Raw genomic sequence first — 26,432 nt, 5'->3', positions numbered from 1 at the left:
CAGCCCGCCCCCAGGTTCGGAGGGTGCACCATGACAACGACGCCGAAGCTGGTGGCGACCGACCTCGACGGCACCCTCCTGCACAGCGACGGCAGCCTGTCCGAACGCACCCGGGCCGCACTGACCGCGGCAAGCAAGGCCGGCATCCGCATCGCCTTCGTCACCGGCCGCCCGCCGCGCTGCGTACCCACCCTGCTGGAGACCATCGGACGGCACCACATCATCGCCGCCAACGGCGCCGCCCTGTACGCGCCGGACGCAACCACGATCCACATCTCCCCGATACGCTCCGACGCGGCGACCGAACTCGTGCCGCGGCTGCGCGATGCCGTGCCCGGTGTCCCGTTCGCCGTGGAATACGAGACGGTATACGGCCACGAACCGGACTACCCCAACTGGTCGTTCGGAACATTCGGAACGGAACCCGTCGAGCTGATCGATTCCGTCGAGGACCTGCTCGCACCGGCGCCGGGCCGCCACGTACTCAAGCTCCTCGCCCACCACCCCACACTGCCCCTCGATGTCTTCCACGAGCAGGCGCGCCGCAGCGCCGGCAACAGCGCCGAAACAACCCACTCCACCGGCTTGTCGCTGGTGGAATTCAGCGCACCCGGCGTCACCAAGGCCGCCACACTCCTCGCGTGGAGCAGTCGGCTCGGCATCACCGCCGACGAGATCGCCGCATTCGGCGACATGCCCAACGACCTCCCCATGCTCAAGGCGGTCGGCACGTCCTACGCCATGGCCAACGCACACCCCGACGTCCTACGGACCGCCCGCGGTCGTACCGCCTCAAACGACGAGGACGGCGTCGCCCAGGCCCTCGAACGGTTCGTTCGCCGCGTCGGCGTGGGACAAAAAGCGGTGTGCTGTTAACAGAATGGGTCGTCCTCCGATCCGCACAAGGTTGCGCAAGGCGAGTGCGCAGGAAGATCACTACTCTGCATGAGTGCTCTCATATGACGAGTTGACTTCACCGGAGCGTGAGCTGTGGGACGCGTTCCCCGAGGGACGCCACGTGGACCTTCGCACGGGTGTGCCCGAGGATGACCGTGCCACCGAGGGCGGGCAGTGGGGCCCCGGGCGGACGGTTCGGGCCGCAGTGATCGCGGCTCTGCTCTCGGGTGTGAACGCCGCGCAACCAGGCGCCGCCGCATGTCTGAGGCTCGCCGGTGCACGGATCAACGGCTGTCTGGATCTCTCGGACCTGGAACTCGGTCAGGCTCTCCGGATCGAGGAGTGCTGGTTCGAGAAAGCGCCGAAGCTCCACGGGGCGTCGACCCGGACGATCCGCATCGTGGACAGCTGGCTGCCGGGCCTCGATGTCGCTTTGGTTCGAGTCGAGGGGCACCTCGATCTGTCACGGTCACGCATAGAGGGATGCCTGGATCTTCTGAATGCCTCGGTAGCGGGCGAGTTGGTGCTGAATGGCACGCGGGTGTGCGTGTCCGAGGGCTGGGCCGTGATCGCGGACGGCCTCCGCATGGGAGGCGGTGTCTTCTGCATGCACGGGTTCACCGCCCGTGGCGGCATACGCCTGCTGGGAGCGCAGTTGCCAGGTGGACTGTTCATGCAGGGTGCACACCTGGAGTGCCCCGTACCGTTGGGACGCCCAGGGCCGCGCGGAGTGGCCCTGGCTCTGGACAGCGTCGTGGCGTCGACGCTGAACTTCTCCGGGGGCTTCACCGCAGACGGGGCTGTGAGGCTGCGCGGCGCCCGGGTCTCAGACAACCTGACTTTCGAAGGAGCTGTCCTGAACGCGGCAGCCGACGGTGACGGCACGGCCCTGGCGGGCCTCCTGATGCGGGTGGCCGACTTTGACTTCACCCTCGCCCGGCCGCCGTCAGGCACCGTGGACCTGCGGGGCGCGCAGGTGTCCTATCTCCACGACAGTGAGCAGAGCTGGCCGGACGTGGTGGAGCTGGACGGCTTCGTCTACGGCTCCATCAAGGCCGTCGAGGCGGGTGAACGACGGGAGGCGGTGGGGCGTCGACACCCTGTGGCCTACCGTGTGGAGTGGATACGCCGCGGTCCCGGCTACAGCCCACAGCCGTACGAGCAGTTGGCGAGCTGGTACCGGATGGCCGGCCACGATGACGATGCGCGTCGGGTGCTCCTGGCCAAGCAGCGTCACCGCCGCAGCACACTGCATCCGGCAGCGCGAGCGTGGGGGCATCTGCTCGACGTTACCGTCGGCTACGGCTATCGACCCTGGCTGGCCGGCGTCTGGCTACTCGCGCTGACCTTGCTGGGCACGCTGTCCTTCGGCATTCACTCCCCCAACCCAGTCCAACGAGGTCAAGGCGCCCCCTTCGAGCCCCTCGTCTACACACTCGACCTCTTGATCCCCATCGGTGGCCTGGGTCAGCGCACCGCCTGGTACTGGTCGAACGACAGCCTGCAGTGGCTGGCCTACCTGCTGATCGCCTTCGGCTGGGTGCTGACGACCGCCGTCATCGCTGGTGTCACTCGCGCATTGCAGAAAAATTAGCGGGCGACAGCTGAGTTCAGGCGTCGCCAGCAGAGCAGTGCGCATCCCAGAGTGAGGAAGGCTTCGTGGATGTCGTCGCGTATCTCCCAGCGGATTCGCAGGCGGCGAAACCAGGGCAGATGGGCGAAGGCGCGCTCTACGACCCAGCGTTGGGTGCCACGGCCGGAGCCGTGCTCGGTGCCGGGTCGCGCGATCAGCGGCTTCACGCCGAGGTCCCAGACGAGGCGGCGGTACTTGTCGTGGTCGTAGCCGCGGTCGCCCAGCACCACGTCCGGGCGGCGCCGGGGTCGGCCTCGCTTGCCCCGCACGGCTGGCACGGCTTGCAGGAGTGGGATCAGCTGGGTGACGTCGTTGCGGTTGCCGTCGGTCAGGGTGGCAGCGAGCGGGATGCCGGCGGCGTCGGTGATCAAGTGGGGGGCGCTGAATGGAAGCGATCGAACATATATACCCCCAGGTCGGCGCTGTGCAGGATGCCTACCGGCTCGCCCCTGAAGGGCGGACAGCGGTAGCAAAGGCCTACGAGGCCTTCCGTCGCGTCCACGGCCCCTCATCGCTTCCATAGGGGTATCGCCGAGGTGAGCCCAAGAGGGGCCACGGGATGCTCCTGAAGTCGGGACGACTCGCTTCTGCGAATCCGGGATCGAGGGACCTTGGGCGGCGCGACGCGTTGGTGGTTGACGCTGAGATTGATCACGAGCCTCGCCGGTCTTGAGGCACCTAGGATTACAAAGGTGGAGACAAGAACCAGTGACATCGAGATGGCGGCCGGTGTGCTGCGCGCCGGCGGCTTGGTGGCCCTCCCGACCGAGACCGTCTACGGGCTGGGCGCCAACGCCGAGGACCCCGCCGCCGTCTCGCGCATCTTCCAGGTCAAGGGACGTCCGCCCTCCCATCCGCTGATCGTCCACATCGGCGGCGCGGAGCATCTGGACGACTGGGTCGAGGACGTGCCCCAGGCGGCGCGCCTGCTGGCCGAGCATTTCTGGCCGGGGCCGCTCACGCTGGTCCTGCGGCGCGGCCGACGGGTGCCCCTCGAAGCGACGGGTGGTTTGGAGACCGTGGCCGTGCGTGTGCCCGACCACCCCGTCGCGCTCGCGCTGCTGTCGGCCTTCGGCGGTGGTGTCACGGCTCCGTCCGCCAACCGCTTCGGCTCGGTCAGTCCCACGACGGCGGACCATGTCCGTGCCGAGCTCGGCGAGGCGGTCGACTTCGTGCTGGACGGCGGTCCCTGCGAGGTCGGCGTCGAGTCGACCATCGTCGATGTCACGGGCGATGCCCCGAGCATCCTGCGGCCGGGCGGGGTGACGCGCGAGGACCTGGAAGCGGTGCTGGGGTGCCCGCTTGCGGTTCCTTCGACGAGCCGTGTGCGGGTGCCGGGCCAGCATCCGTCGCACTACGCGCCGCGCGCGGGTCGTTCTCGTCGAGCCGGAGAAGGTCGTCGCCGAAGCGGAGCTGGCGCAGGAGCTGGGGCACCAGGTGGGCGTCTTTCTGCCTGCCTCCTTCGCCGACGCTGCGGTGAAGGTGCACGCCGTGGTGGCGGTCCCCTCTTCGATGGCCGCCTACGCGCGCGAGCTGTACGGGTTCCTGCGCAAGCTCGACGAGCAGGGGTGCGACCTCATCGTCGCGTCCCTGCCCGTGGAGGAGGGGCTGGGACTGGCGATCGCCAACCGGCTCCGCCGCGCCGCAGGGCCCCGGATCTCCGCGTGACCAACATCGGATTGGTGGCGTGCCCGAGCAGCCACGGCCATGGCGCTCAGGACGCGGCGGGCACCGCCACATCGAGGCCGCGGGCCGCGACGAGCTGTGCGCTGCCGTCGGCCAGGCGGTAGCACAGGCCCACCACGGCGGCCCGGCCGGCGGCGACCTTCTCGGCGAGGACCCGGGAGCGGTCCAGCAGCAGGTCGACGGTGTGCCTTATGTGCTCGGCGAGGATCTCTTCGGCACTCACGCGTCCGGCTGCCCGCGCCGCCAGCACGCTGGGCGTCACCCGCTCCACGACGTCCCGGACGTATCCGGCCGGTGTCATGCCGTCCTGCAGCGCGGCGCACGCGGCGCCGACCGCGCCGCACGAGTCGTGGCCGAGGACCACAACCAGCGGGCAGCCGAGCACGTCTACGCCGTACTCGATGCTGCCCAGCATCTCCGCACCCAGGACGTGGCCCGCGGTGCGCACCACGAACAGGTCGCCCAGGGCGCGGTCGAAGATGATCTCGGCGGCCAGCCGGGAGTCGGAACACCCGAACAGCACGGCGAAGGGCTGCTGGGCAGGCGCGGTCTCGGCGCGGCGGGTGGCGTCCTGGTTCGGGTGCTCGGGGGTGCCCGCGACGAAGCGTTGGTTACCGGCCAGCAGCAGCTCGAAGGCGTCGCGGGGCGTCGGGCTCTGGATCTCGGTCATGGCTGCAGCCTAGAACCCGGCGCCAGGCGTCACATCGCCTGGCCATGCGTAAGCCTCTTCCCGCGCCGCCGTCCACACCCCATCCCACGACACGGGCCGCGAGCCAGCGGTACAACCCGCTGCCCACGAGCGCGCCCGGCGGGCGCGGGAGCTGGACTTTCCGTAGATTGAAGAGGAAGCCGCTGGCAGGGAATGCGTGTGACACCAAAGATCGACTACCCCGGGGTCTTCGCCGCCCTTCCGAGCCCGTGCCTGGTGCTCGGCACGGACCTGGTGATCGCCGCTGCCAACCGGGCCTTCTGCGAGGTGACCGGACGCAGCCGGGCCGAGCTGCTCGGGCAGTACCTTTTCGATGTCTTCCCGGACAACCCCGCCGACCCGGAGGCCGACGGGGTGGACACACTGAAAGCCTCCCTGCACCGTGTCCTGTCCTCCGGCCAGACCGATCACATGGCGTTGCAGAAGTACGACATCCCGGTCCCCGGAAATCCCGAGGTGTTCAAGGAGCGGTGGTGGACCGCAATCAACGTGCCCGTCCTCGGCCCGGACGGAAAAGTCGCCTGGATCATCCACCGGTCCGAGGACATGACCGACGTCGTCCGCGCCCACCGCACCGCGCACCCGCCCACGATCAGCCCCGGCCGCGAAGCGGCCATGGAAGCCGAGCTGTACGCCCGCGCCCGGCAACTGCAGCAACTGAACGAGGAACTGCGGCAGGCCCACGCCCGTGAACGGCGCATCGCCGTCGCCCTCCAAGAAGCCATGCTCCACTCCCCCGACCTGGCCCGACACCCGAACATCGCCGTGCGCTACCTGCCCGCCACGGGATCACTGAACGTGTGCGGCGACTGGTACGACGCGGTCGACCTGCCCGCGGACCGCTTCACCGTCACGGTCGGCGACGTGGTCGGCCACGGGCTGATGGCCGCCACCATCATGGGCAGGCTCCGCAGCGCCCTGAGCGCCGCCACCCGCACCGTCCACGGTCCCGCCCAGGCCCTGGAAGTCCTCGGACTGTACGCCCGCTCGGTCGAGGGAGCACTGGCTGCCACCGCCGTCCAGGTCCTCGTCGACTGCCACAGCCACCTGCTCATCTACAGCAGCGCCGGCCACCCCCCACCCGTCCTCCTGCACCCGGACGGCTCCTGCGAGGTGCTCGACCAGGCCACCGACCCACCCCTGGGCGCCCGCCCCGAACACGTCCCCCGCCCCCAGGCCAACAAGACCTACGCCCCCGGCGACACCCTCATCCTCTACACCGACGGCCTGATCGAACGCCGCGGTGAGGACATCGACGCCGGCCTGACCCGCCTGACCTCGACACTCGCCACCTGCACCGACTTCGGTGCGGAACACCTCGCCGACGCCCTCCTCGCCCGCCTCGGCCTCGCCAGTGGCGGTAACGACGACATCGCCATCATCGTCGTCCGCCTGGAGCGAACGACCCGACCGTACTGATCAGGCTCAGTTCGGCCATGGGTGAAGGCGGCCGGCTTGGTGCGGTCGCATGGCGGCCCTGGCGGTCCGCCCCGTCAACACAGCCGAGAGCGGCAGGGCTTTGTCACGATTCCCGTTATGCAGCAGTTGCCGATCCCCTGCCCCGCTCACCTCATCCCGGACGCCACCGGCACCGACGCTTTCCACGCCGCCCGCGAACAAGTCGATGAACTGCCCCGGGTCCCGGACAACCTGAAGACCGGAGTCGACAACGTTCGCGTAATTCCCCGGGGCTGAGTTCACGTATCCCGGAGCCGCTTGTCCCAGGTGCGGTCGGCGTGTCCGCCGGCGAGCTCGGCAAGGACACTTGGGCCGCTTGTTCGGACGGTAGCTGGGGCCGTTCATGATGACCTGGTGGCTGGTATTGATCAGTCGGTCGAGGAGCGATTCGGCGACGACGGGATTGGGGAGGAGGGGATACCAGTCGCTGGGCGCCGCGCTGAGCGTCGACCGCCGTGCATCGGGGTCGCAGGCGTCGCCGGTGGCGGAAGACCGCGGTGCCTCGCCTGTTCACGCAACGGCTCTGCCGCCCTTCACGGAGGGCGACAACTTCCACTCCCCGGCCGACATCGCAACGGTGTCGGCCGGGGGCCGCTGGACGCCATCGGATGTCTGGCGGAAGCGGCGCGGGCGACCGGCCGGGAAGGGGCGCTTCCTGAGTTGCCGTCACACTTCTGAAGATTCACTTCTTGAAGCTGGTCGGGGGGATTGACGCCGCCGCCATATGAGGAGTTAATTCCTTGGTGCCGTGCATGGGAGCGCTCCCAATCCGGCGTGAACGCGCACGGCCACCCCACGTATCCGAGGAGCCGCCCGCATGACCGCACGCGACCGTGCCGGAAGCACCGGAACACCCGTCAGAACCGGCCGAACCGGCCGAACCGTCGGAGCCCCCCGACTGCTCACCGTCGCCGCAGCCGCCACCGCGCTGGCCGCCACCGCGTTCGCCGCCGCTCCCGCGCAGGCCGCGGCGCCGGCGCACCCGGAGCCACCCGCCGCCCTGTTCACCCCACCCGCGAACCCGGATGCCAACCGCCAGATCCTTGACCTGGTGCGGCACGGGCAGTTCAAGGACGCGGCCGGCGTACTGGCGATGACGCTGACTCCGCAGGCCGTGTGGTACGGCGACGGCACGCCCGACGAGGTGCGGGAGTCGGTGCACGAGACGGTCGTGGACGCGGCCAGGCGCCACGCGCTGCCGGTGCTGGCGCTCTACAACATCCCGGGCCGGGACTGCGCCCAGTACTCGGCCGGCGGCGCCGCCGACACCCCGCAGTACGAGGCCTGGATCGACGCCGTGCGCTCAGGCATCGGCGGGCTGCCCGCCACCGTGATCCTGGAGCCGGACTCGCTCGCGCTGCTGCCCTCGGACTGCGGCCAGGACGACGCGCAGGGCAGCAGAACCACCGAGCGCTACACGGAGATCCACTACGCGGTCGACGCCCTGGAGCCGCTGGCCGGGACCAAGGTCTACCTGGACGCCGGGCACAGCGGCTGGCACAGCGTCAACGACATCGTGCCCCGCCTGGTCACCGCGGGCATCGACGACGCCACCGGCTTCTTCCTGAACATCTCCAACTACCGCTCCGACAGCGAGCTCGCCTGGTACGGCAAACTGATCTCGTCCTGTCTGAGCTACGTGTCGGAGGGCGGCCCGGCGGCCGACTGCCCCAACCAGTGGTGGCCGGTGAACGACGCCCAGGCATGGCTCGACGCGCATGTGCACGCGGCGCCGTCGGCCATGAAGCACTTCGTGACCGACACCAGCCGCAACGGCCAGGGCCCGTGGACCCCGCCGACCGGCGTCTACTCCGACCCGCAGGACTGGTGCAACCCGCCCGGCCGCGGCACCGGTGCCCGGCCCACGCTCAGTACGGGGGACCCGCTGGCCGACGCCAGGCTGTGGGTGAAGATCCCCGGAGAGTCAGACGGGCAGTGCACCCGCGGCACGGCAGGCCCCGAGGACCCCGAGCGAGGCTACCAGGACCCGGCGGCCGGCAAGTGGTTCCCGCAACAGGCCCTGGAGCTGGTGCACAACGCCAACCCCAAGCTGCTGCGCTGACCGGGCCCGCGCCCCTTCCTTCCACAACCCTGGGCGCGCTTGCTGCGCAGGACGTCAAGATGAGGTCCAGGCCCTCGACCGCTTCACCGGCAGTCCGCGCAGCTTCGCCTCACGGGCCGCCCATTCCGCGGCGGCGCGGCTCTCGGGCGAGCCGTCGAGACCCACGGTGATGGTGCGGGGCATGTTCTCCACCTCCTGAATCAGGGCCTGAAGGGCCCGATTCCAGCGTCTGTTCAGGGCGTTCTGCGGGCGGGAACCGCTGGTCCTTCAGAGGGGACGATGGGCCCTGCGCACGGCATGGAGCTACTGGGACCAGCTCCGCACGACAGCAGTCGCCAGTCCCGGCAGGACCAGGGCTTCTCCCGCGCCGACTTCACCATCGACTGGGATACCGGGAGCGCCGTCTGCCCGGGCGGCTGATGCGCGTCTCAGTCCTCCTGCGCGGCCGCGGCGAGGGCGTCGTGGATCGCGTCGTACGCCGGCTTGTGCTGCAGGTTCTCGTCCCAGGGCAGGGCGGCGCCCTCGCCCTGGAAGACCGACGGGATCCACGAGTGCCGGTCGGTGTAGCCCCACACCGTGATGCCGACACAGCGTCGCACAGCAAGGCAGGCGTCGGTCACCTTCCCGTACCAGTCGGCCTGTTCGGCCAGCTTGGCCGTGTCGGAGGGAAGGATCATGCGGATGTCGAGCTCGGTGATGGCGACATCGACACCGAGGTCGGCGAATCGCTGGATGTTCTGCTGCAGCCGGTCGGGGAATCCGTACTGCAGCGCGAGGTGTGCCTGCATGCCGAAGCCGTCGATCGGGGCGCCGTCGGCCTTGAGCTGCTTGATGAGCGTGTAGTAGGCGTCCGACTTGGGTCCGATGGCCTCGACGTTGTAGTCGTTCAGGTAGAGCTTGACGTGGGGGTCGGCGGCGCGGGCCCAGCGCAGGGCGTCGGCGATGTAGGACGGGCCGATGGTCTTGTAGAAGATGTTCTGGCGGTAGGTGCCGTCCTCGTTCATGATCTCGTTGGCGACGTCCCAGGCGAAGACCTTGCCGCGGTAGTGCTTGACGACGTTCGTGATGTGGTTCTTGAGGATCGAACGCAGTTCGTCCTTGGTCCAGGTGCCGGAGGTGAGCCAGCTCGGCAGCTGGTTGTGCCACAGCAGGGTGTGGCCGCGCACCTTGAGGTGCTCGGCCTTCGCGTAGTTCACGATCTCGTCGCCCGCGGTGTAGTCGAAGACGCCGCGCTGCGGTTCGGTGGCGTACCACTTCATGCCGTTGCCGGGTGTCGTCTGGCCGAACTCCTTGCCGAGCAGATCGGCGAACTCGGTGTCGGCGAGCTCCGGGTTGTCGACGGCGGAGCCGAAGTAGCGCCCGGTCTCGCGGGCGAGCTCGTGCAGCGTCTTCGTCCTCTTCTCGCCGTCGGTGTCGGCCTGGGCGGCCGGGGCGACGGCGAGGCCGAGCAGCAGGGCCGCCGACGCGGCGAGTGCGGCGGATCTGACGTGCGAACGGCGTGCGGGTGTGCTCATGGTGCGTCTCCTCAGCGGTGGGGAGGGCTGGTGTGGTTGTCTTGCGCGGGGCTGGTCCGTGGGGTCACTTGACGCGGAGCTCGCAGCGCATCCTGCGGTCGTGGCCGACCTCGCGCACCGGACCCGTGAGGGTGAGCGGCACGGTGTGGTGGACGTGTTCGCTGGACGCGGCGACGCGCAGCTCCAGGGCGCCGGATTCGACGACGCGGCGGCCGTCGGCGCCGGTGTATGCGGCCAGGTCGGCTGGGAACGTGGCGTGCACCTCGGCTGACGCTCCGGCGTCGAGCGTGATGCGGGCGTAGCCGACCAGCCGGACCTCGGGCCGGGCGACGGTGCCGACGGGGTCGTGGAGGTAGAGCTGGACGACCTCGGTGCCGGGCCGCTTGCCGGTGTTGCGGACGGTGAGGCGCAGTGTGGTCTCGCCGTCGGTGGGCAATTCGACGGTGTCGCACCGGGGCGCGTCCCAGGCGAACGTCGTGTAGGACAGGCCGTGGCCGAACGGGTACAGGGGGGTCGGGTCCACGGTGCTGGGGAAGCCGTGCCGGCCGAGCGGCGGGGCCAGGTACGGGGCGGGCTGGCCGCCGGGCGTGCGGGGTACCCCGATGGGCAGGCGCCCGGACGGGTCGACACGCCCGGACAGGGCGCCCGCGACGGCGGCGCCGCCCTCCTGCCCGGGGAAGAACGCCTGGACGACCGCTGCGGCCCGGTCGGCCCAGCGGCCGAGCGCATAGGGCCTGCCGCTGAGCACGACGATGACGACCGGCACGCCGGAGGCCATCGCCTCGTCCAGCAACTTGCCCTGCCCGTACGGCAGTTCCAGGTCCTCGGCGTCGCATCCCTCACCCGACGAGCCGCGTCCGAACAGACCTGACCGGTCACCGGCGACGACGACGCAGACATCGGCGGCAGAGAGGTCCTCGCCGATGACGGCGCCCGGCAGCTCGGCGCGGAGCGCGTCGGCGAGCGTCGGTACCTCGACGCCGGTCGGCAGGTCGGGGTGGTGGACGCCCACATGCCGGGGGAAGGTGTAGCAGCCGAGCATGGCCGCCTGCTCGTCGGCGAGCGGACCGAGGAGCGCGATACGCAGCCCGTCGCGCAGCGGCAGGACCCCGGAGTCGTTGGCGAGCAGGACGACCGACTCCTCGGCCACCTTCTGCGCCAGCTCCCGCATGTGCGGGGGGTTCAGGTCGACGGGCAGGTCGCCGGTGACCGGTTCCCAGTCGGCGTCGAGCAGCCCCAGTTCGCACTTCTGGGTGAGGACGCGCAGCACCGCCCGGTCGAGCAGCTCCTCGGGCAGCGGATCCTTGGGGCTGAAGCAGCGGGCCGCCGGCAGCTCCACGTCGACGCCGGCCGCCAGCGCGATGCGCGCCGCCGCGCCTTCGCCGTCGGCGATGCGATGAGCCTCGTCGAGCAGCGAGACGCCGTAGTAGTCCGAGACCACGGTACCGGCGAACTCCCACTGATCACGGAGGAGTTGGGTGAGCAGTCCGGCATGGGCGTGGGCGGGCAGGCCGTCGATGTCGTTGTAGGCGGGCATCACGGAGCGGGCACCGCCCTCGCGCACTGCCATCTCGAACGGCGGCAGGATCACGTCGGCGAGCTCCCGCGGGCCGATCGAGGCGGGGGCGTGGTTGCGCGCGGCGCGCGAGGCCGAGTAGGCGGCGAAGTGCTTCAGCGTGGCGACGATGCCCGCGGCCTGAAGTCCCCGTACGTACGCCGTGCCGATGGTGCCGACCAGGTACGGGTCCTCACCGATGGACTCCTCGGTGCGGCCCCAGCGGGCGTCGCGCACGACGTCGAGGACCGGAGCGAGTCCCTGGTGGATGCCGACCGCGCGCATCGACGTACCGATGGCCTGGGCCATTTCCGTGATCAGCGCCGGGTCGAAGGTGGCGCCCCAGGCGAGCGGCGTCGGGAAGACGGTGGCCTGCCAGGCAGTGAAGCCGGTCAGGCACTCCTCGTGGGCGATGGCCGGCAGGGCGAACCGGTTGCCCGCGCGGATAGTGCGCTGCAGCTCCGCGAGACGGGCCGCACCCTCGGCCGGTTCGACGGGCACCGTGCCGAAGGGTCGGGTGAGGTGGCCAAGCCCGTACGGGAGCAGCGCGTCGAGGGCGGCGCTGCGGGAGGCGTAGGTGTGCTGGCCGGGGGCGACGTCGGCGCCTTCGGTATCGGCGCCGATCCATACGCTGGACAGCTGGGCGGTCTTCTCCTCGGTGGTCATCCGGGCGAGCAGGTCCGCCGCCCGGGTGTGCGCGGGCAGGGTGGTGTCCTGCCATGGCTCGACCATGGAACTCCTCAAGTGCGATAGAAAGTAGGCCGGTTGATGGGTGACGGCGCCGTCAGCCCTTGGTCGCGCCCATCGTGATGCCGCCGATCAACTGCCGTTCGGCCACCGCGTAGAAGCCGAGCGCGGGCACCATGGCGAGGACGAGGTACGCGAAGACGCGGGCGATGTCTGCGGCGTACTGGCCTTGGAACTGTTGGACGCCGACGGGGATCGTCCACCAGGTGGGTTCGCTGAAGACGAGCAGCGGGAGCAGGAAGTTGTTCCAGCTGCCGACGACGGCGAGGACGGAGACGGTGCCGAGCGCAGGCCGCGCCATCGGCAGCAGGATCCGCCAGAAGAAGCCGAACGGGGAGCAGCCATCGAGCGTGGCGGCCTCCTCCAGCTCGCCGGGGATCTCCCGGAAGAAGCCGCGCAGGATGACGATGGTCATGGGCAGACCGAACGCGGCCTGTGGCAGGATCACGCCCCACGGGTTGTCGAGCAGCCCGAATGTGCGCAGCAGGATGAACAGCGGCAGGATCGCCACGGCGAACGGGAACATCAGCCCGATGGCGAAGAGAGTGAACATCAACTCCCTTCCTTTGAAGGCGAACCGGGCGAGCGCGAACGCCGCGAGCGCGGCGGTGCCGACGGTGAGGGCCGTGGTGCCGACGGCGACCAGCGTGGACGAGCCGAGCATCCGCCAGAACGAGCTGTCGGCCAGGATGTCCGTGTAGTTGGACACGACCCAGGGCGAGGGCAGCCCGAAGGCGTTCCGGGAGAGCTGGTCGGTGGACTTGAAGCCGGACACCAGCGCGTACAGGAGCGGGGTGACCATGACGACGCCGACCAGCCACACGATGACGTACAGCGGTGTGGAGCGCAGCCGCCGGCGGGCTGCGGGTGTCAGGCCGCTCATCGGTTGCCTCGCATGGTGGTGAGGGCTCCTTCGGTGTCACGGCGCAGCACGAACCGCTGGTAGGCGAGGGCGAAGACGAGGCTGATGAGGAACATGGCGATGCTCATCGCGCTGGCATAGCCGATCTGGTAGCGCTTGAAGCCGAACTGGAAAAGGGTGACGGCCATCGTCTCGGAGTGGTGGTCGGGGCCGCCCTGGGTGGTGACCCACACCAGGTCGAAGAGCTGGATGGCGCCGATCACGGACAGGAAGACGCTGATGCGGATGGTCGGTCCGAGCAGCGGCAGAGTGATGTCGCGGAAGCGCTGCCAGGGACCTGCGCCGTCGATCCGGGCCGCCTCGTGCAGCTCGGCGGGGATGCCCTGCAGGCCGGCCAGGTACAGCATCATGTGGAAGCCGAAGTACTTCCACATCATGACGAGGAACAGGGTGGGCAGCACCCAGTCCTGGTCGGCGAACCAGAGACCGCCGAGGCTGTCGAGGCCGATCGAGCCGAGCACCTTGTCGGCGAGTCCGTCGTCCGGCGCGAAGATCATGGAGAACAGGACTCCGGTGATGACCTCGGACAGGACGTACGGCGCGAAGAACAGCATCCGGTAGACGGCACGGCCACGCAGCTTCTGGTTGAGCAGGACGGCCATGGCGAGCGCGAACGGAAGCTGCAGGCCGACGGAGAACACGACCAGGAGCAGGCCGCGCCACAGGTCGCCGAGGAAGACCGGGTCGTCGAACAAGCGGGTGTAGTTGTCGGTGCCGACGAAGTCCGAAGGCGTTCCGAATCCGCCCCAGTTGAAGAAGCTGACGTACAGCGCGTAGAGGATCGGCGTGAGGACGAACAGGGCGAACAGAACGAGGGCGGGCACGGTGAAGGAGAAGGCGGTCAGCCAGTCCCGGACCCGTTGCACCAGCGGTCGCCGGTTGTGTGCCGGTGCCGCCGGTGCCTTGGCGAGAGCGGGTGCCTCGTTGATCTGGGTCGAGGTCATCGTGGACTACTGGCTCTTGGCGACCTGGGTGATGGAACGCGCCACCTGCTCTGGTGACTTGGCGCCGGCGATGAGGGCGGCGACCGAGTCGTTGACCTCCTGACCGACGGCAGGCGGGTAGGCCTGGTCGAGGTAGAGCTGGAATCCGGTCGCCTTGTCCAGGGCGGCGGAGACGAGCTTGAGGTTGGGGTCGGTGAGGGAGCCGGTGGCGTCCTTCACGACGGGCATCATCGAGCCCTTGGACACGAGGATCTTGTCGGACTCGGTCGACAAGAAGAACTTCAGGAACTCGGCGGCCGCCTTGGGCGCGCCCTTGCGCACGGCGTAGCCGCCGCCTCCGCCGAAGATGTCGGTTGCGGCGCCCTTGCCTCCCGCGACGGTCGGGAAGGTGAAGAACCCGAGGTCCTCGCCGATGCCCTTGCCCGCGTCGGCCTGCACGACCGGCGCCCACTGGCCCATCAGCTCCATCGCGGCCTTGCCGTTGCCCATGGCCGCGGCCTCGCCGATGGGCGTGGAGTACGCGGCGCCGAGGAAGCCCTTCTGGAACGGCTGAAGGGCGATGAGCTCCTCGAGGCGTTCACCGGCCTTGACGAAGTCGTCGCCGGTGAAGTCCTTGGCGTCGGCGGCCTTCTGCATGCCGTCGACACCGGCGATACGCATCGCCAGGTAGGCCCAGAAGTACATGCCGGGCCACTTCTCCTTGCCCGCCAGGGCGATGGGCGTGATCCCGGCGCCTTGCAGCTTCTTCACGGCGTCCAGGTAGTCGTCCCAGGTGGCGGGCGGGGACGAGATGCCGGCCTGCTTGAAGAGCGCCTTGTTGTACCAGAAGCCGACGCCGCCGATGTCGAAGGGCATCGCGTACGACTTGCCGTCGAACTCGTAGGCTTTTGCGGAGACCCCGACGAGGGTGCCGGCCATGGGCTTGACGGTGTCGGTGAGGTCCTCGACGAGGCCCGCGTCGATCTGCTGCTTGAGAACGCCGCCACCCCACGTGTGATAGATGTCCGGAAGCTTTCCGGAACTGGTCAGCGCCGTCATCTTCGACTTGTAGGCATCGTTCTCCAGCGTGACGAGCTTGATGTGCACGTCGGGGTGCTCGGCCTCGAACGCCTTGGCCCGCTCGGGCCAGACGCTCTTGGACGGCTCGGTGGTCTGGATGTTCCACCACTCCACGACAGTACGACCCTTGCTGTCGGTGGTGCCTGAGTCGTCCGAGCAGGCGGACAGACCCGCCGCGCCCAGGCCCGCCGCTGTCGCGATCCCCAGGAACCGGCGGCGGGAGAAAGCAGATGACGCGGCGCTGGAAGCGGTTGCAGCGGCACGGTCGAAGGTTGACATGGCGCACCTTCCGGAAGTCCTACGAAACTTATCGGGACATGGCCACGCAAGTTACGGGCACGCGTCGGGGGTGTCAACGCCCTTAACAAAATGGGCCGTTGACACCCCCGGAGTGCTATCTTCCGCTACACCCGGCGCGGCGGCGCGGTGCTCGCCCGGACCACCAGCTCAGTGGCGAGTTCCACACGTGGTGACGCGGGTACGACGGACCGGGCCAGGTCCAGGACGACCCGTGCCGCCAGCTTGCCCATGTCGGACAGCGGCTGGCGGACCGTCGTCAGAGGCGGCGACGCCCAGCGCATCTCCGGCAGATCGTCGAAACCGACGACGCTCATGTCCTCGGGCACACGCAGCCCTCGGCGGCGCAGTGCCTCCATCGCGCCGAGCGCCATCTGATCACTGGCCGCGAACACGGCGGTCGGCGGGTCGTCCAGGTCGAGCAGCTGGTTGCAGCCGGCGAACCCGGACTCGTGGTAGAAGTCGCCGGGCACGATCAGTTCGCCGTCGACCGGTACTCCGGCGACGTCGAGCGCGGCCCGGTAGCCGTCGAGCCTGGCCCGTGAGCACATCAGGCGGGACGGACCCTCGATGAAGCCGATCCTGCGGTGCCCCAGGCCCAGCAGGTACTCGGTCGCGGCCATGCCGCCCGCCCAGTTGGTGGCGCCGATGGTCGGTTCCTCGGACGCGGGCGAGCCGGCCGGGTCGATCACCACCAGCGGCACGCCCAGACGCCGCAGTTCGTCGTGGAGTCTCGGCTCCAGGACGGAGGTCACAAGAATCACGCCGTCCGACGCGCGGGCCCGTAGATTCGTCATCCACTGCCGGGCCGCGTCCGCCCGGTCGTGGATCGCGGAGACCACCGTCCCCACGCCCGACTCGTGCGTGACCTCTTCGACCCCGCGGATGATCTCCACGGCCCAGGGGCTGTCGAGGTCGTTGAAGACCAGGTCGAGCAGAACCGGCCGGGCACCGGGAGCGGGCGGGCGGCGCCGGTAGCCGTGCCGTTGCAGCAGGTCCTCGACCCTCGCCCGGGTGGCCGGCGACACGTCCGAACGTCCGTTGACGACTCGTGAGACGGTCGGCACCGAGACCCCGGCCTCCCGCGCGATCTCGGTGATCGTCACCTTGGCCGGCCCGTCCGAGCTCCGCGTGGCTGTCTTGTGCTGGGCGCCGTCCGGGGCCACCATCCCCACCTCCGTAGCTCTGCGTCCGGAAAACTTCCGCACATCTTCCGGAAAGCGTAGAACATGCCACCGGCCTGCTCGCGGTAGAGGCAGCGTCCGTCCGGCTCGTCGAACGTGCGGGCTCGAATCTACGCCAGCCCGCCGTCCAGCACCGCGTGCAGCCAGGCAAGTTGCCGCCGCGTATGCGTGGCGTCCCCGTGCTCGTGCCCGTTGAACGGATACGCGTGAATCTCCCGCGCGGGATCGTGGCCGGTCAGCTCGCCGTAGCGGTGGTATGCGGCGTACGCGCCACTGGGCGGGCAGACCGTGTCGCGCAGGCCGACCCCGAAGTGGGCGGGAGCGTACGCGCGGCGCGCAAAGGAGATCCCCTCGACGTACGCCAGCGTCCGGTACGCGGCCCTCTCGGCGCCCCGGTGCACGGCCAGATAGGCGGCGACCTCTCCGTAGGGCCCGTCGTCGGTGAGGTCCAGGGCGCGCCGGATGCCACACAGCAGCGGCGCGCTGACCAGCACGGCCGCCAGGTTCGGGACGAGTCCCGCGACCGCGAGGGCCACTCCCCCGCCCTGACTGTTGCCGACGGCCGCGACCCGGTCCGCGGCGACACCGGGCAGCGCGCGCAGCGCGGCGACGGAGCACGCCGCGTCGGTGATCAGCCGCCGGTAGTGGTGGTCGTGCGGGTCGAGGATGCCGCGCACGATGGCGCCGGGGCCACCGGGCGCGTTCGCGTGCGGGTCGGGGGTCGCGCCGCCACTGCCGTACTGGTCGCCCTGGCCACGGTTGTCCATGAGCAGGTGTGCGTATCCGGCGTTCGCCCAGGTGAGCCGCTCGTGCGGGAGGCCGCGGCCGCGCCCGTACCCGGCGAACTCCACGACGGCGGGCAAGAGTTGGCCGTCTGTGCCGGCGGGCCGGGTGTACCAGGCGCTGATCGGGTCGCCGGCGAATCCGCGGAACGTCACGTCCCATGTCTCGACGAGCCGCAGCCCGCTGTCGATCCGTTCGGCACTGACGACCGGCTGCGGATGCTCGGCGGCTTTCAGGGTGGTCTGCCAGAAGGTGTCGAAGTCGGCAGGTTCGTCGAGGGGTGGGCGGTGGCGTTCGAGCTGGTCCAGGGGGAGATCGACGGCGGGCACGGACACCTCACACGGGTCTGGGGAGCCAACTCCCTCATGTGCGACACCCCTTGGCCGGGATCGGGTGCGGCTTCAGGTTGCGGCGACGTCACCGTAAAATTCTCAAAAGTTACCGGTCACTCCTTCCCGGCCCATGCGACGCCCATGCGATGCCCCTGTGACGGAAGGCACCTGCATGACGTCTCCGACCGTGACGTTCACACTCGACCCGCTGGGCGTCGTACTCCTTAAACCGCGCTGACCACGGCTTCAGTAGATGCGCCGGCCGTGCGCGTCCGGCACCCCGGACTTGCGCAGGAAGTAACTGTTGACCTGGTCCCGCCACTCGCGGGCGCAGCGCAGCTGCTCCTCGTACAGCTCGGTCACCCGAGTGTGCCGGGCGGGCGAGACCAGCTCGGCGAGTGCGGCCCAGGCCTCGCGGGCGGCCTCGACCTCCTCGACTCCCTCGAAATGAGTGTCGTAGATGTGCTGCACGACGGTCTTGCCGCTGTGCAGCACATGCCTGTACGGCACATGGTGGAAGAAGAGCAGCAGCTCGTCGGGGCAGCTCTCCACCCGCTCGTACGTGTCCGCCCATGGCTTCGCGTACTGCCCGGCGTATCCGGTGCCGGTGGCCCGGCTGCGGTCGACGCCGATGCCGTCGCGGTCGGCGAAGTGGTACGTCCCCCACGTGCTGTACTCGTAGCCGTCGACGCTCGGCCCGTAGTGGTGTCCGGGCTGCACCATGAAGCCGACGCCGAGGGGCGCGGTGTACTTCTCGTACGTGGCCCAGGAACCGTGCAGCACCGCCCGAAGCCCGGAGCGCAGCCGCTCGGGGTCAGCGGTGAGATCCGGCGTGAACGTCAACTCCACCCATTCGTCGAGAAGTTGAACTGTATCTGCGGTCGGGTCCCAGGCGAGGCGGCCATAGGTGTAGAGGTTGGCCTGGGCAAGGGGATGGCCGGTCCAGAAGGGGTCGTCACCGACGTTCGCCACCGCCACGAGGCCTCCGCCGGCAACCAGTTGCCCGACCGTGGGGCCGCCCTCCCCCTCCGGCCGGAAGGCGAGTACCTGGGACCACATCGGCGCGAGCGCGCAGACATGCCGCTGCTGGCCCGTGTACTCCTGGGTGACCTGCAGCTCGACGGCGACGCGGGTGCGGGGCAGCGTGCCGATCACGGGCGAGACGGGTTCGCGGACCTGGAAGTCCATCGGCCCGTGCTTGACCTGAAGGATGACGTTGTCCGCGAACTGACCGTCCAGCGGGGCGAAATGGTCGTACGCGGCGCGCGCCCGGTCTGTCGAGCGGTCGCGCCAGTCCTGTCGGTGGTCGTAGACGAAGGCCCTCCAGTGGACGGTGCCGCCGTGCCGGGCGAGCGCGCCGGCCAGGAGGTTCGCGCCGTCGGCGTGGCTGCGTCCGTAGGCGAACGGGCCCGGCTGCCCCTCCGAATCGGCCTTGACGACGAAGCCGCCGAAGTCGGGGACCAGCGCGTAGACCCGGTCGGTCGCCTCGCGCCACCACGCACGCACGCCCTCGTCGAGCGGATCGGCGGTGTCGAGATCGCCGAGCTGGAGGGGTGCGGCGAAGTTCACGGAGAGGTGGGTTCGGATGCCGTACGGCCTCAACTCGGCCGCAATGGCGGCCACTTCCACGAACCGTTCGGTGAGCAGGCGGGTCTCGCTCGCGTGGACGTTGACGTTGTTGACCGCGAGCGCGTTGATGCCGCAGGAGGCGAGCAGCCTTGCGTACGCGCGGATCCTGGAGAGGTCACCTCGCGCCCGTCCGTCCCGCCAGAACAGCGAGCCGCCCGCATAGCCTCGCTCGACCTGCCCCATCACGGGGTGCACGTCGACGTTGTCCCAGTGGTCCAGCATGCGCAGGGCGAGGGCGGGGCGGTGGGTCTCGTCGGGGCCTTCCGTGAACGCGGCCTCGCCGATCCGTACGATGTGGAAGAAGCCGTGGAGGAGCCCGGCCGGGGCGGCGGCGGTGACGGTGGTGTGCCGCGCGGTCCGTGTCACCGTGAACCCCTCGGGACCGTCGTCACCGCCGGCGACCACCTGCAGCAGCAGGTCGCACGCCGTGTCGTCCGCGTCATCGCTGCCACCGAACTCCCGGCACGCGCGGTCGACTTCTGCCCGTACGGTGTCGACGAGCAGTCCTTCGCCGCGCACGCACACCCGCCGTGTCCCCACGCCGCGCAGTGCCTCGTCAGGCAGCCAGGCAGGATCTATTTCGACGGTGGTCATGACGCCGCCGCCTCAAGGGCCATGATGCCGAGGGCGCCCTCGACGGCTCCGGGATCGCTGCTGGTCATTTCGGGGCGGATCCTTCCTGTACGTTCGGCGTCGAAGGTGAGGACAGTCGGTTCGCGGAGTGGTTGTGCTCGTCATCGTCCCCCGGCTGTTCAGCGCAGTTCGCCTGCTTGTTCCTCAGGACGGCACTGGATGCCGTCCTGTCGCTCGAGCCCGGGGACGAACCGGTGTCAGCCCTGGGACCGGCCCGGATCCAGGACCACGGTGGCGACCGAACGGGCCGGGAGTTTCGCCGTCAGATGTCCGTCCGCGACCTGTGCGAGGCCCTCCACCGCCCTCGTGTCGTGATCGCCGTCAGTGAGGTATCCGGTCACCTGCTGTCCCTTCGCCGCCTTCAGGGCCATGTCCGTCGTCGTGGCCCGGGTACCGGTGTTGATGAGGACGGCCACGTCGGTCCCGTCCGTGTTCCGGTACGCCGATGCGAGCACCGCCTCGTCGCCGGAGGAGGCCTCCACGCGGACTGCGCCGGGACGGATGAACCGGCTGAACGCGGTCATCGCCCGCAGCCGTGTGGAGACCATGTAGCTGTCGCCGTCCATGCGGATGAGCGCGCCGGTGTCGCCGATCGAGGCTCCGAGCCAGAAGAGGTAGGCGGAGGCGTCGGCCTGGGCGAGGGCGTTGTGGATGTTCTCGGCCACGTACAGACCGGCCGCGTTCGTGCCGTCGTCCCACTTGCTCGGCCAGACGCCGCTGCCCGCCCACTCCGACATCCACGCCGGCTTGTCACTGTCGATCAGCGGGCTGGTGGCGGCGGAGGCATAACCGTGGGCGCTGTACGCGGCCACTTCCTTCTCGGCAGCCGGGTCGGCCGCGATGGCGGCCGCGTACGCCTTCCCCTGGTTCCAGCCGAAACTGTCGCAGCAGTACAGCTTGGTGCCGGGGGCCTCGGCGCGCAGCACCGGGCCGATCGCCTTCACCGCATCGGCGGCCTGTGCGGGGGTGAAGAGCATGGAGGCGTACGACGCCTTCCAGTCGGGCTCGTTGGTGAAGTCCAGGTCGGTGATGCGGATGCCCTCTCGCTTGTAGAACTTCACGTACTGGGCGAGGTACTTGCCGTACGCGGTGCGCCAGTCGCCGGTTGCGCAGTCGGTGCCGACGACTCCGCACAGGGTGCCGCCGTCCGAGTCGGAGTTGTTGTCCTTCATGTACGCGGGGGCGCTCCACGCATCCGCGATGAACCGCTTCACCCCGTACTTCCGGGCCTCCTTGGCGAGCCAGACCTGGCCGCCATCTTTTCCGTCCCAGGTGTACGTCAGCGGATCGTCGGGGCTCGCGGGCGCGTTCGGGGCGATGGTCCGCATGTGGTCGTACACCTCGTCCGTGGACGAGCCGACGCCGAGGCGCAGCATGCTCAGGCCCGCGCCGTCCTCCCGCGAGAAGAGCAGCTCGACGATCTCGTCGCCCTTCTCGGCAGACAGGCCCTTCAGGCCGTGGATGACGGCGGCGCGCTGGAAGGCCTGCGAGACACCGAAGCCGTCGATGCGCTGGTGGCGTGCCGAGAAGTCGATGCTTCCGGGCGCGGTGCCGGCGCTTGCCGGGGCCCCGGGCAGGGCGAGCGCGGCCGAGGCCAGCGTCAGGGCGGAGGCGAGCAGGGTGAGGCGGCGGGGCCTGAGCTTCGACGGCATCCATGTGCTCCCGTAGTCCGGTGAACCTGTGGTTCCAGAGGGCGTGCGGTGCGGTGGGTGGTAGACGTGCGTCGTGCTCCAGGTACCGTCGCCAGCGGCGACCAATCTGTCAAGGCACTTAACAAATTCGGTCCGAGGTCGGGAATGCCCTTGCCCGGTGTCCACGCCGGCGGACAGGGTGAGGGCGCTGGCACACGGGCACCGTCAGCTCCTCCAGGCTGCGCCCCGGCCGTGCTCACCGTCGGCGCCGTGGACCGCAACGACACGGGCGGGACGGCAAGGAAGTGGGCGCCGACACCGCAGCCTTCTCCACCGGCAGCGTGGGCCAGGCCGTCCCGGGTCACGGGTGCCAGCCTGACCGCTGAGTCGGCGTGGACCTCGGCCAGGACGCCGCCGTTGGACAGGACCACTACCGGGGCCGCGTGCGGGCTCAGCCGGTACCCCACGAGTGCCTCGCCAAAGGGAGCCGCCAGTGTGCTGGTTGGAATCCTGCTGCGGCTGCGGCTTCCCTCGCGCCCCGAGGACGCGTCCTGGCCGAGTGCGGAAGAAGCGGCCGCGCTCACCCGCGCCGCTGCCGAAGCCGCCCCGTCGCAGCCCGCCCCAGTCTCAACGTCACAGCGGCGCTGACGAACCGACCATCCTGCTCAGCGCCGCACTGACGCCGGGAGCACAGGGGCCGCGACAACGGCACCGGGGGCGGGAGGAACCCCAGCTGACGCACGGCTGGGGTTCCTCGGGGCGGTGCGTATCGGTCAGCACATGGAGTCACCCACTCCGTGAACCGCTCGTCCACGCGTCGGCGGACCGCATCACATCGCGATCGCCATGGATCAGACGGTTCAGCGCTGCAGGGTGAGGACGCCCGGCCGCCACGGCAGCTGGTCGTACGGGCCGCCCGCGGTGGGGGACTTGCCCTGGTAGAGGAACTGCAGGTTGCAGGGGTCGATGGTCATGGTCTGGTCGGGGTTGTTGCGGACCAGGTCACCGTGGCTGATGTCGTTGGTCCAGGTGGCACCGCTGTTGGCCTTGCCCGCGAAGGGGTTGCTCTCGCTGCCGGCCTGCGGGGTCCAGGAACCGCTCAGGCTGGAGGCCGTGAACGAGCGGAAGTAGCGCTGCTCGTTCGCGCCCCGAGCCTCGACGATCATGAGGTACTGGTTCTGGCCCTGCACCTTGTAGACCTGCGGCGCCTCGAACAGATTGGCCGTCGTGTCGCTCATGACCGTCGTGTACGACGAGCCGAAGCTGCCCGGGAAGTTCCCGATCGGCATGCTCGCCCGGTAGATCTTGCCGTTGTCACCGGCGAAGAACAGGTACATGTTCTGGCCGTCAGCGATCAAGGTCTGGTCGATCGGGCCGGTGCCGGAGCCGGAGATGCTCCCGGTGAACAGCGGCTGCGGCGCCGACCAGCCATTGGGGTTGGTGGGGTCGCTCGACGTACGGTAGACGAAGGGCCAGGCACCCCATTGGTACGCCAGCACCCAAATGTTCTTGGGCGCGAAGTAGAACAGCGTGGGCGCCACCGCGGCCTGGCTCATCCCGGCCTGGCCGGCCGACGCCATGTCCGACCAGTTCGTGAAGGGCTTGAACATCATCGAGCCGTACGACGACCCCGAGACGTTCGACGCGTAGACCAGGTGCTTGCCGTTGTGCGTCACGGTGGTGAAGTCCTTGACCGCGGTCCACCCGTTCGCCGGCTGCGCCAGCACACCCGACGACGTCCACCGGTACGTCGAGGGAAGGGAACATGAGCCGTCCGTCGGCGGCGTCCCGGTCAGGCCGGTCCACTTCTGGTTGCTGCCGCCATTGCACGTCCAGATCTCCACCGCCGTGCCGTTGGCGGTACCCGAGCCCGTCACGTCCAGGCACAGACCGGACTCCACGCCGACGACCGTGCCGTCGGAGTTCACCCGCCACTGCTGGTTCGCACCCCCGCTACAGGTCCAGATCTGCACCCGGGTACCGGCCGCGGTGGCGTGGCCCGGCACATCCAGGCACTTGTTGCCGTACACGGTGAGCTGGCCGTTGTCCGTCAACGTCCACTGCTGGTTGGTCCCGCCCGAGCAGTCCCAGATCTGCAGGTACGTGCCGTCGGCCTGGCTGGAGTTCGGCACATCGAGACACCGGCCGGAACCAACACCGCGCAAGGCGCCACTCGAAGCCGCCTGAGCCGGGGCAGCGACGAGCATCGCCGCCAACGCGGCCAGGACCGCAACCAGGGCGCCGAGCACCACAGACGGATGCCTGCGGCTGAAACTTCCACTGCGCATGCGGACTTCCTCAACCTTGAGTAGGTGTTTCCGGGTGGCCTCGTCAGAGGCTGTCCGGACTGTCGGTGTGATGCGGTGTGCAGCGGTCTGTGAGCAACACGGCAGACCACCCGGTGCGGCTCCTTGCGGCTCTGCGTTGGGGCGGCGTGACCCGGAGTTGCCCGGCTTTGCGATGCAGCACTCCGAGGTGTTCGCGATGCCGAACAAAGGTCGAAGTGTCGAGCAACCTGCATGATAGGGAACCGGTGAACGGCGTCAACGCTTCTCGCATGTATCGCTACCAACGTCGAAACGTTTGATAGGCCCTATGCCCGAACCCGTGCACGTCACACCGTCAAAAGGTCGGAGTCACATCAGGCTTGATGCGGGAGCGGAGCGATCTCGCGGACTGTGCCGACACCCGGCAGGCGTGTCTCCAGCGTGCGTGACACACCGGTTCCCCCGAACGCCGTCGCGCTCGACGGCGCGTGGGTTCGCCGTTCGACCGGTTCCGAAAGTTTCGAGCTAGAACAGAAATCTTTTCTGCGGTGAGTATTGACGATCCATCGTCATTACTTCAACATCCCTGTCTGAGACACCGGCTGTGGTTCGCAATGTCGAACCACCTCGGCCCGGCGGATCCGTACTGACCGGCAGTTCCACGCACAGCCGCACGACAGATACGCGCAGCACAGCACCTGCGCCACCCCGTTTCGTTCCGGTGAGGTTCGCACCAGCGCATCCCTGCTCCTCGTGCAGTTGGAGATGTACGCGACGCCACGTGGCGGTCCCCGGTGCCGAGTGGGAGCGGACGACGCTTTCCTCTCCACCTTCAGTCATTCCAGGATTTCTACCTTGGAGGCACAGTCATGGGCTTGTATGCCCCCGTTGTCCGCCGGAAGATCCGCGGTCTGCTGTTGGCGCTGGTCGTCGGCGTCCTGGGTGCGGCCGCCGCACTGGTCACGCCGCCGACCGCACACGCCGCCGAGAGCACGCTCGGCGCCGCGGCGGCGCAGAGCGGCCGCTACTTCGGCACCGCCATCGCCTCGGGCAGGCTGGGCGACTCGGCGTACACGTCGATCGCGGCCCGCGAGTTCACCATGGTGACGGCCGAGAACGAGATGAAGATCGACGCCACCGAACCGCAGAGAGGCCAGTTCAACTTCACCGCCGGTGACCGCGTATACAACTGGGCGGTGCAGAACGGCAAGCAGGTGCGCGGCCACACCCTGGCCTGGCACTCCCAGCAGCCCGGCTGGATGCAGAGCCTCAGCGGCACCACACTGCGCCAGGCGATGATCGACCACATCAACGGCGTGATGACCCACTACAAGGGCAAGATCGCCCAGTGGGACGTCGTGAACGAGGCCTTCGCGGACGGCAGTTCGGGAGCCCGGCGCGACTCCAACCTGCAGCGCACCGGCAACGACTGGATCGAGGTCGCCTTCCGCACCGCGCGCGCCGCCGACCCGGCGGCCAAGCTCTGCTACAACGACTACAACATCGAGAACTGGACCTGGGCCAAGACCCAGGGCGTGTACGCCATGGTCCGGGACTTCAAGCAGCGCGGTGTGCCGATCGACTGCGTCGGCTTCCAATCGCACTTCAACAGCGGCAGCCCCTACAACAGCAACTTCCGCACAACCCTGCAGAACTTCGCCGCCCTCGGCGTCGACGTGGCCATCACCGAACTCGACATCCAGGGCGCCCCGGCGTCGACCTACGCCGACGTGACCAACGACTGCCTGGCCGTCCCGCGCTGCCTCGGCATCACCGTCTGGGGTGTGCGCGACACCGACTCCTGGCGATCGGGGGACACGCCACTGCTGTTCAACGGCGACGGCAGCAAGAAGCCCGCCTACACCGCCGTCCTCAACGCACTCAACGGCGGCTCCACGACGCCCCCTGCGGGTTCCGCACAGATCAAGGGCGTCGGTTCCGGCCGCTGCCTGGACGTACCGAACGCCGGCACCACCGACGGCACCCAGCTCCAGCTGTGGGACTGCAACAACGGCACCAACCAGCAGTGGACGTACACCGCCGCCGGCGAGCTCAGGGTCTACGGCAACAAGTGCCTGGACGCGGCCGGCACCGGCAACGGCTCCAAAGCCCAGATCTACAGCTGCTGGGGCGGCGACAACCAGAAATGGCGCCTCAACTCCGACGGATCGATCGTCGGCGTCCAGTCCGGCCTCTGCCTCGACGCCGTCGCAGCAGGCACCGCCAACGGCACCCTGATCCAGCTCTACTCCTGCTCGAACGGCAGCAACCAACGCTGGACCCGCACCTGATGGACCTGCAGCCAGGGCTGAGCGCACAGCCCGCTTTGCACCCTGACCGATCCGTCGCCGCCTCACCGGCCGGCCGGTGCGCCTCTCCCCGCGTTGCCGCGCTCGGTGCGGCGTGCGCATCGGCCTGCTCCACTCCCCGTACGGCAGGGGCCCTGAACCCCTTGACCAGCGGCATCCGCCTCTCTCGACCTGTCCGAAA

17 protein-coding genes and 3 pseudogenes are annotated in these 26,432 nt (G+C 69.3%); 7 read left to right on the top strand and 13 right to left on the bottom strand.

The window, feature by feature from the left end:
• Window positions 1-30 precede the first annotated feature (30 nt).
• Together ABZ865_RS29950 and ABZ865_RS29945 are read left to right on the top strand one after the other, a co-directional pair.
• A complete protein-coding gene (locus ABZ865_RS29950; protein ID WP_361237010.1) occupies window positions 31-876 on the top strand; it encodes a Cof-type HAD-IIB family hydrolase in 846 nt (281 codons plus the stop codon).
• A 73-nt stretch (window positions 877-949) separates the two neighbouring features.
• The gene (locus ABZ865_RS29945) at window positions 950-2,491 is read left to right on the top strand and encodes an oxidoreductase (protein WP_361237007.1); all 1,542 of its coding nucleotides are present in this window, start codon (window positions 950-952) and stop codon (window positions 2,489-2,491) included.
• On the opposite strand, the pseudogene ABZ865_RS29940 reads toward ABZ865_RS29945, so the two are convergent.
• A pseudogene (locus ABZ865_RS29940) lies at window positions 2,488-2,904 on the bottom strand (transposase); the annotation flags it as partial. The gene ABZ865_RS29945 and the pseudogene ABZ865_RS29940 overlap by 4 nt on opposite strands.
• A 345-nt stretch (window positions 2,905-3,249) precedes the next feature.
• On the opposite strand from ABZ865_RS29940, the pseudogene ABZ865_RS29935 reads away from it, so the two are divergent.
• Window positions 3,250-4,198: pseudogene (locus ABZ865_RS29935) on the top strand (L-threonylcarbamoyladenylate synthase).
• Between the two features lie 46 nt (window positions 4,199-4,244).
• On the opposite strand, the gene ABZ865_RS29930 reads toward ABZ865_RS29935, so the two are convergent.
• A complete protein-coding gene (locus ABZ865_RS29930) occupies window positions 4,245-4,886 on the bottom strand; it encodes a carbonic anhydrase (RefSeq protein WP_361237004.1) in 642 nt (213 codons plus the stop codon).
• A gap of 198 nt (window positions 4,887-5,084) precedes the next feature.
• On the opposite strand from ABZ865_RS29930, the gene ABZ865_RS29925 reads away from it, so the two are divergent.
• The 3 genes from ABZ865_RS29925 (at window position 5,085) to ABZ865_RS29915 (ending at window position 8,445) form a co-directional block, all read left to right on the top strand.
• On the top strand, window positions 5,085-6,344 hold the full coding sequence (locus ABZ865_RS29925) for a SpoIIE family protein phosphatase (protein WP_361237307.1): 1,260 nt from the start codon (window positions 5,085-5,087) through the stop codon (window positions 6,342-6,344).
• A gap of 117 nt (window positions 6,345-6,461) precedes the next feature.
• The gene (locus ABZ865_RS29920; protein WP_361237001.1) at window positions 6,462-6,620 is read left to right on the top strand and encodes a hypothetical protein; all 159 of its coding nucleotides are present in this window, start codon (window positions 6,462-6,464) and stop codon (window positions 6,618-6,620) included.
• Window positions 6,621-7,200: 580 nt separating this feature from the next.
• Complete coding sequence (locus tag ABZ865_RS29915; protein ID WP_361236998.1) at window positions 7,201-8,445, top strand: glycoside hydrolase family 6 protein; 1,245 nt, start codon at window positions 7,201-7,203, stop codon at window positions 8,443-8,445.
• An 81-nt stretch (window positions 8,446-8,526) separates the two neighbouring features.
• On the opposite strand, the pseudogene ABZ865_RS29910 reads toward ABZ865_RS29915, so the two are convergent.
• The 11 genes and pseudogenes from ABZ865_RS29910 to ABZ865_RS29860 form a co-directional block, all read right to left on the bottom strand.
• Window positions 8,527-8,628, bottom strand: a pseudogene (locus ABZ865_RS29910) (universal stress protein); the annotation flags it as partial.
• Between the two features lie 245 nt (window positions 8,629-8,873).
• On the bottom strand, window positions 8,874-9,959 hold the full coding sequence (locus tag ABZ865_RS29905) for an endo-1,4-beta-xylanase (RefSeq protein ID WP_361236995.1): 1,086 nt from the start codon (window positions 9,957-9,959) through the stop codon (window positions 8,874-8,876).
• Window positions 9,960-10,023: 64 nt separating this feature from the next.
• Window positions 10,024-12,246: a glycoside hydrolase family 3 N-terminal domain-containing protein gene (locus ABZ865_RS29900; RefSeq protein WP_361236992.1), complete on the bottom strand. Its 2,223-nt coding sequence runs from the start codon at window positions 12,244-12,246 to the stop codon at window positions 10,024-10,026.
• 52 nt (window positions 12,247-12,298) lie between these two features.
• On the bottom strand, window positions 12,299-13,144 hold the full coding sequence (locus ABZ865_RS29895) for a carbohydrate ABC transporter permease (RefSeq protein ID WP_361236989.1): 846 nt from the start codon (window positions 13,142-13,144) through the stop codon (window positions 12,299-12,301).
• Window positions 13,141-14,127 carry a sugar ABC transporter permease gene (locus tag ABZ865_RS29890; RefSeq protein ID WP_361236986.1) on the bottom strand — a complete coding sequence of 329 codons (987 nt, stop codon included), beginning with the start codon at window positions 14,125-14,127 and terminating at the stop codon, window positions 13,141-13,143. Before ABZ865_RS29890 ends, ABZ865_RS29895 begins: the two co-directional genes overlap by 4 nt.
• Before the next feature lie 6 nt (window positions 14,128-14,133).
• Window positions 14,134-15,465: an extracellular solute-binding protein gene (locus ABZ865_RS29885; RefSeq protein WP_361236984.1), complete on the bottom strand. Its 1,332-nt coding sequence runs from the start codon at window positions 15,463-15,465 to the stop codon at window positions 14,134-14,136.
• Window positions 15,466-15,590: 125 nt separating this feature from the next.
• Complete coding sequence (locus ABZ865_RS29880; protein ID WP_361236981.1) at window positions 15,591-16,652, bottom strand: LacI family DNA-binding transcriptional regulator; 1,062 nt, start codon at window positions 16,650-16,652, stop codon at window positions 15,591-15,593.
• A gap of 125 nt (window positions 16,653-16,777) precedes the next feature.
• A complete protein-coding gene (locus ABZ865_RS29875) occupies window positions 16,778-17,779 on the bottom strand; it encodes an acetylxylan esterase (protein ID WP_361236978.1) in 1,002 nt (333 codons plus the stop codon).
• A 249-nt stretch (window positions 17,780-18,028) separates the two neighbouring features.
• On the bottom strand, window positions 18,029-20,005 hold the full coding sequence (locus ABZ865_RS29870) for an alpha-glucuronidase (protein WP_361236975.1): 1,977 nt from the start codon (window positions 20,003-20,005) through the stop codon (window positions 18,029-18,031).
• Window positions 20,006-20,241: 236 nt separating this feature from the next.
• Window positions 20,242-21,696, bottom strand: coding sequence for a glycoside hydrolase (locus ABZ865_RS29865; protein WP_361236972.1), 1,455 nt, complete (start codon window positions 21,694-21,696; stop codon window positions 20,242-20,244).
• 839 nt (window positions 21,697-22,535) lie between these two features.
• The gene (locus ABZ865_RS29860; protein ID WP_361236969.1) at window positions 22,536-23,963 is read right to left on the bottom strand and encodes a non-reducing end alpha-L-arabinofuranosidase family hydrolase; all 1,428 of its coding nucleotides are present in this window, start codon (window positions 23,961-23,963) and stop codon (window positions 22,536-22,538) included.
• An 848-nt stretch (window positions 23,964-24,811) separates the two neighbouring features.
• Here ABZ865_RS29860 and ABZ865_RS29855 point away from each other — a divergent pair.
• On the top strand, window positions 24,812-26,233 hold the full coding sequence (locus tag ABZ865_RS29855; RefSeq protein ID WP_361236966.1) for an endo-1,4-beta-xylanase: 1,422 nt from the start codon (window positions 24,812-24,814) through the stop codon (window positions 26,231-26,233).
• Window positions 26,234-26,432 lie beyond the last annotated feature (199 nt).

Source organism: Streptomyces sp. NPDC047085 (assembly GCF_040643735.1).
Classification (GTDB): Bacteria; Actinomycetota; Actinomycetes; order Streptomycetales; family Streptomycetaceae; genus Streptomyces.
The sequence above is the reverse complement of the archived record's forward strand: the minus strand, read 5'-3'. Positions and strand labels throughout refer to the sequence as shown.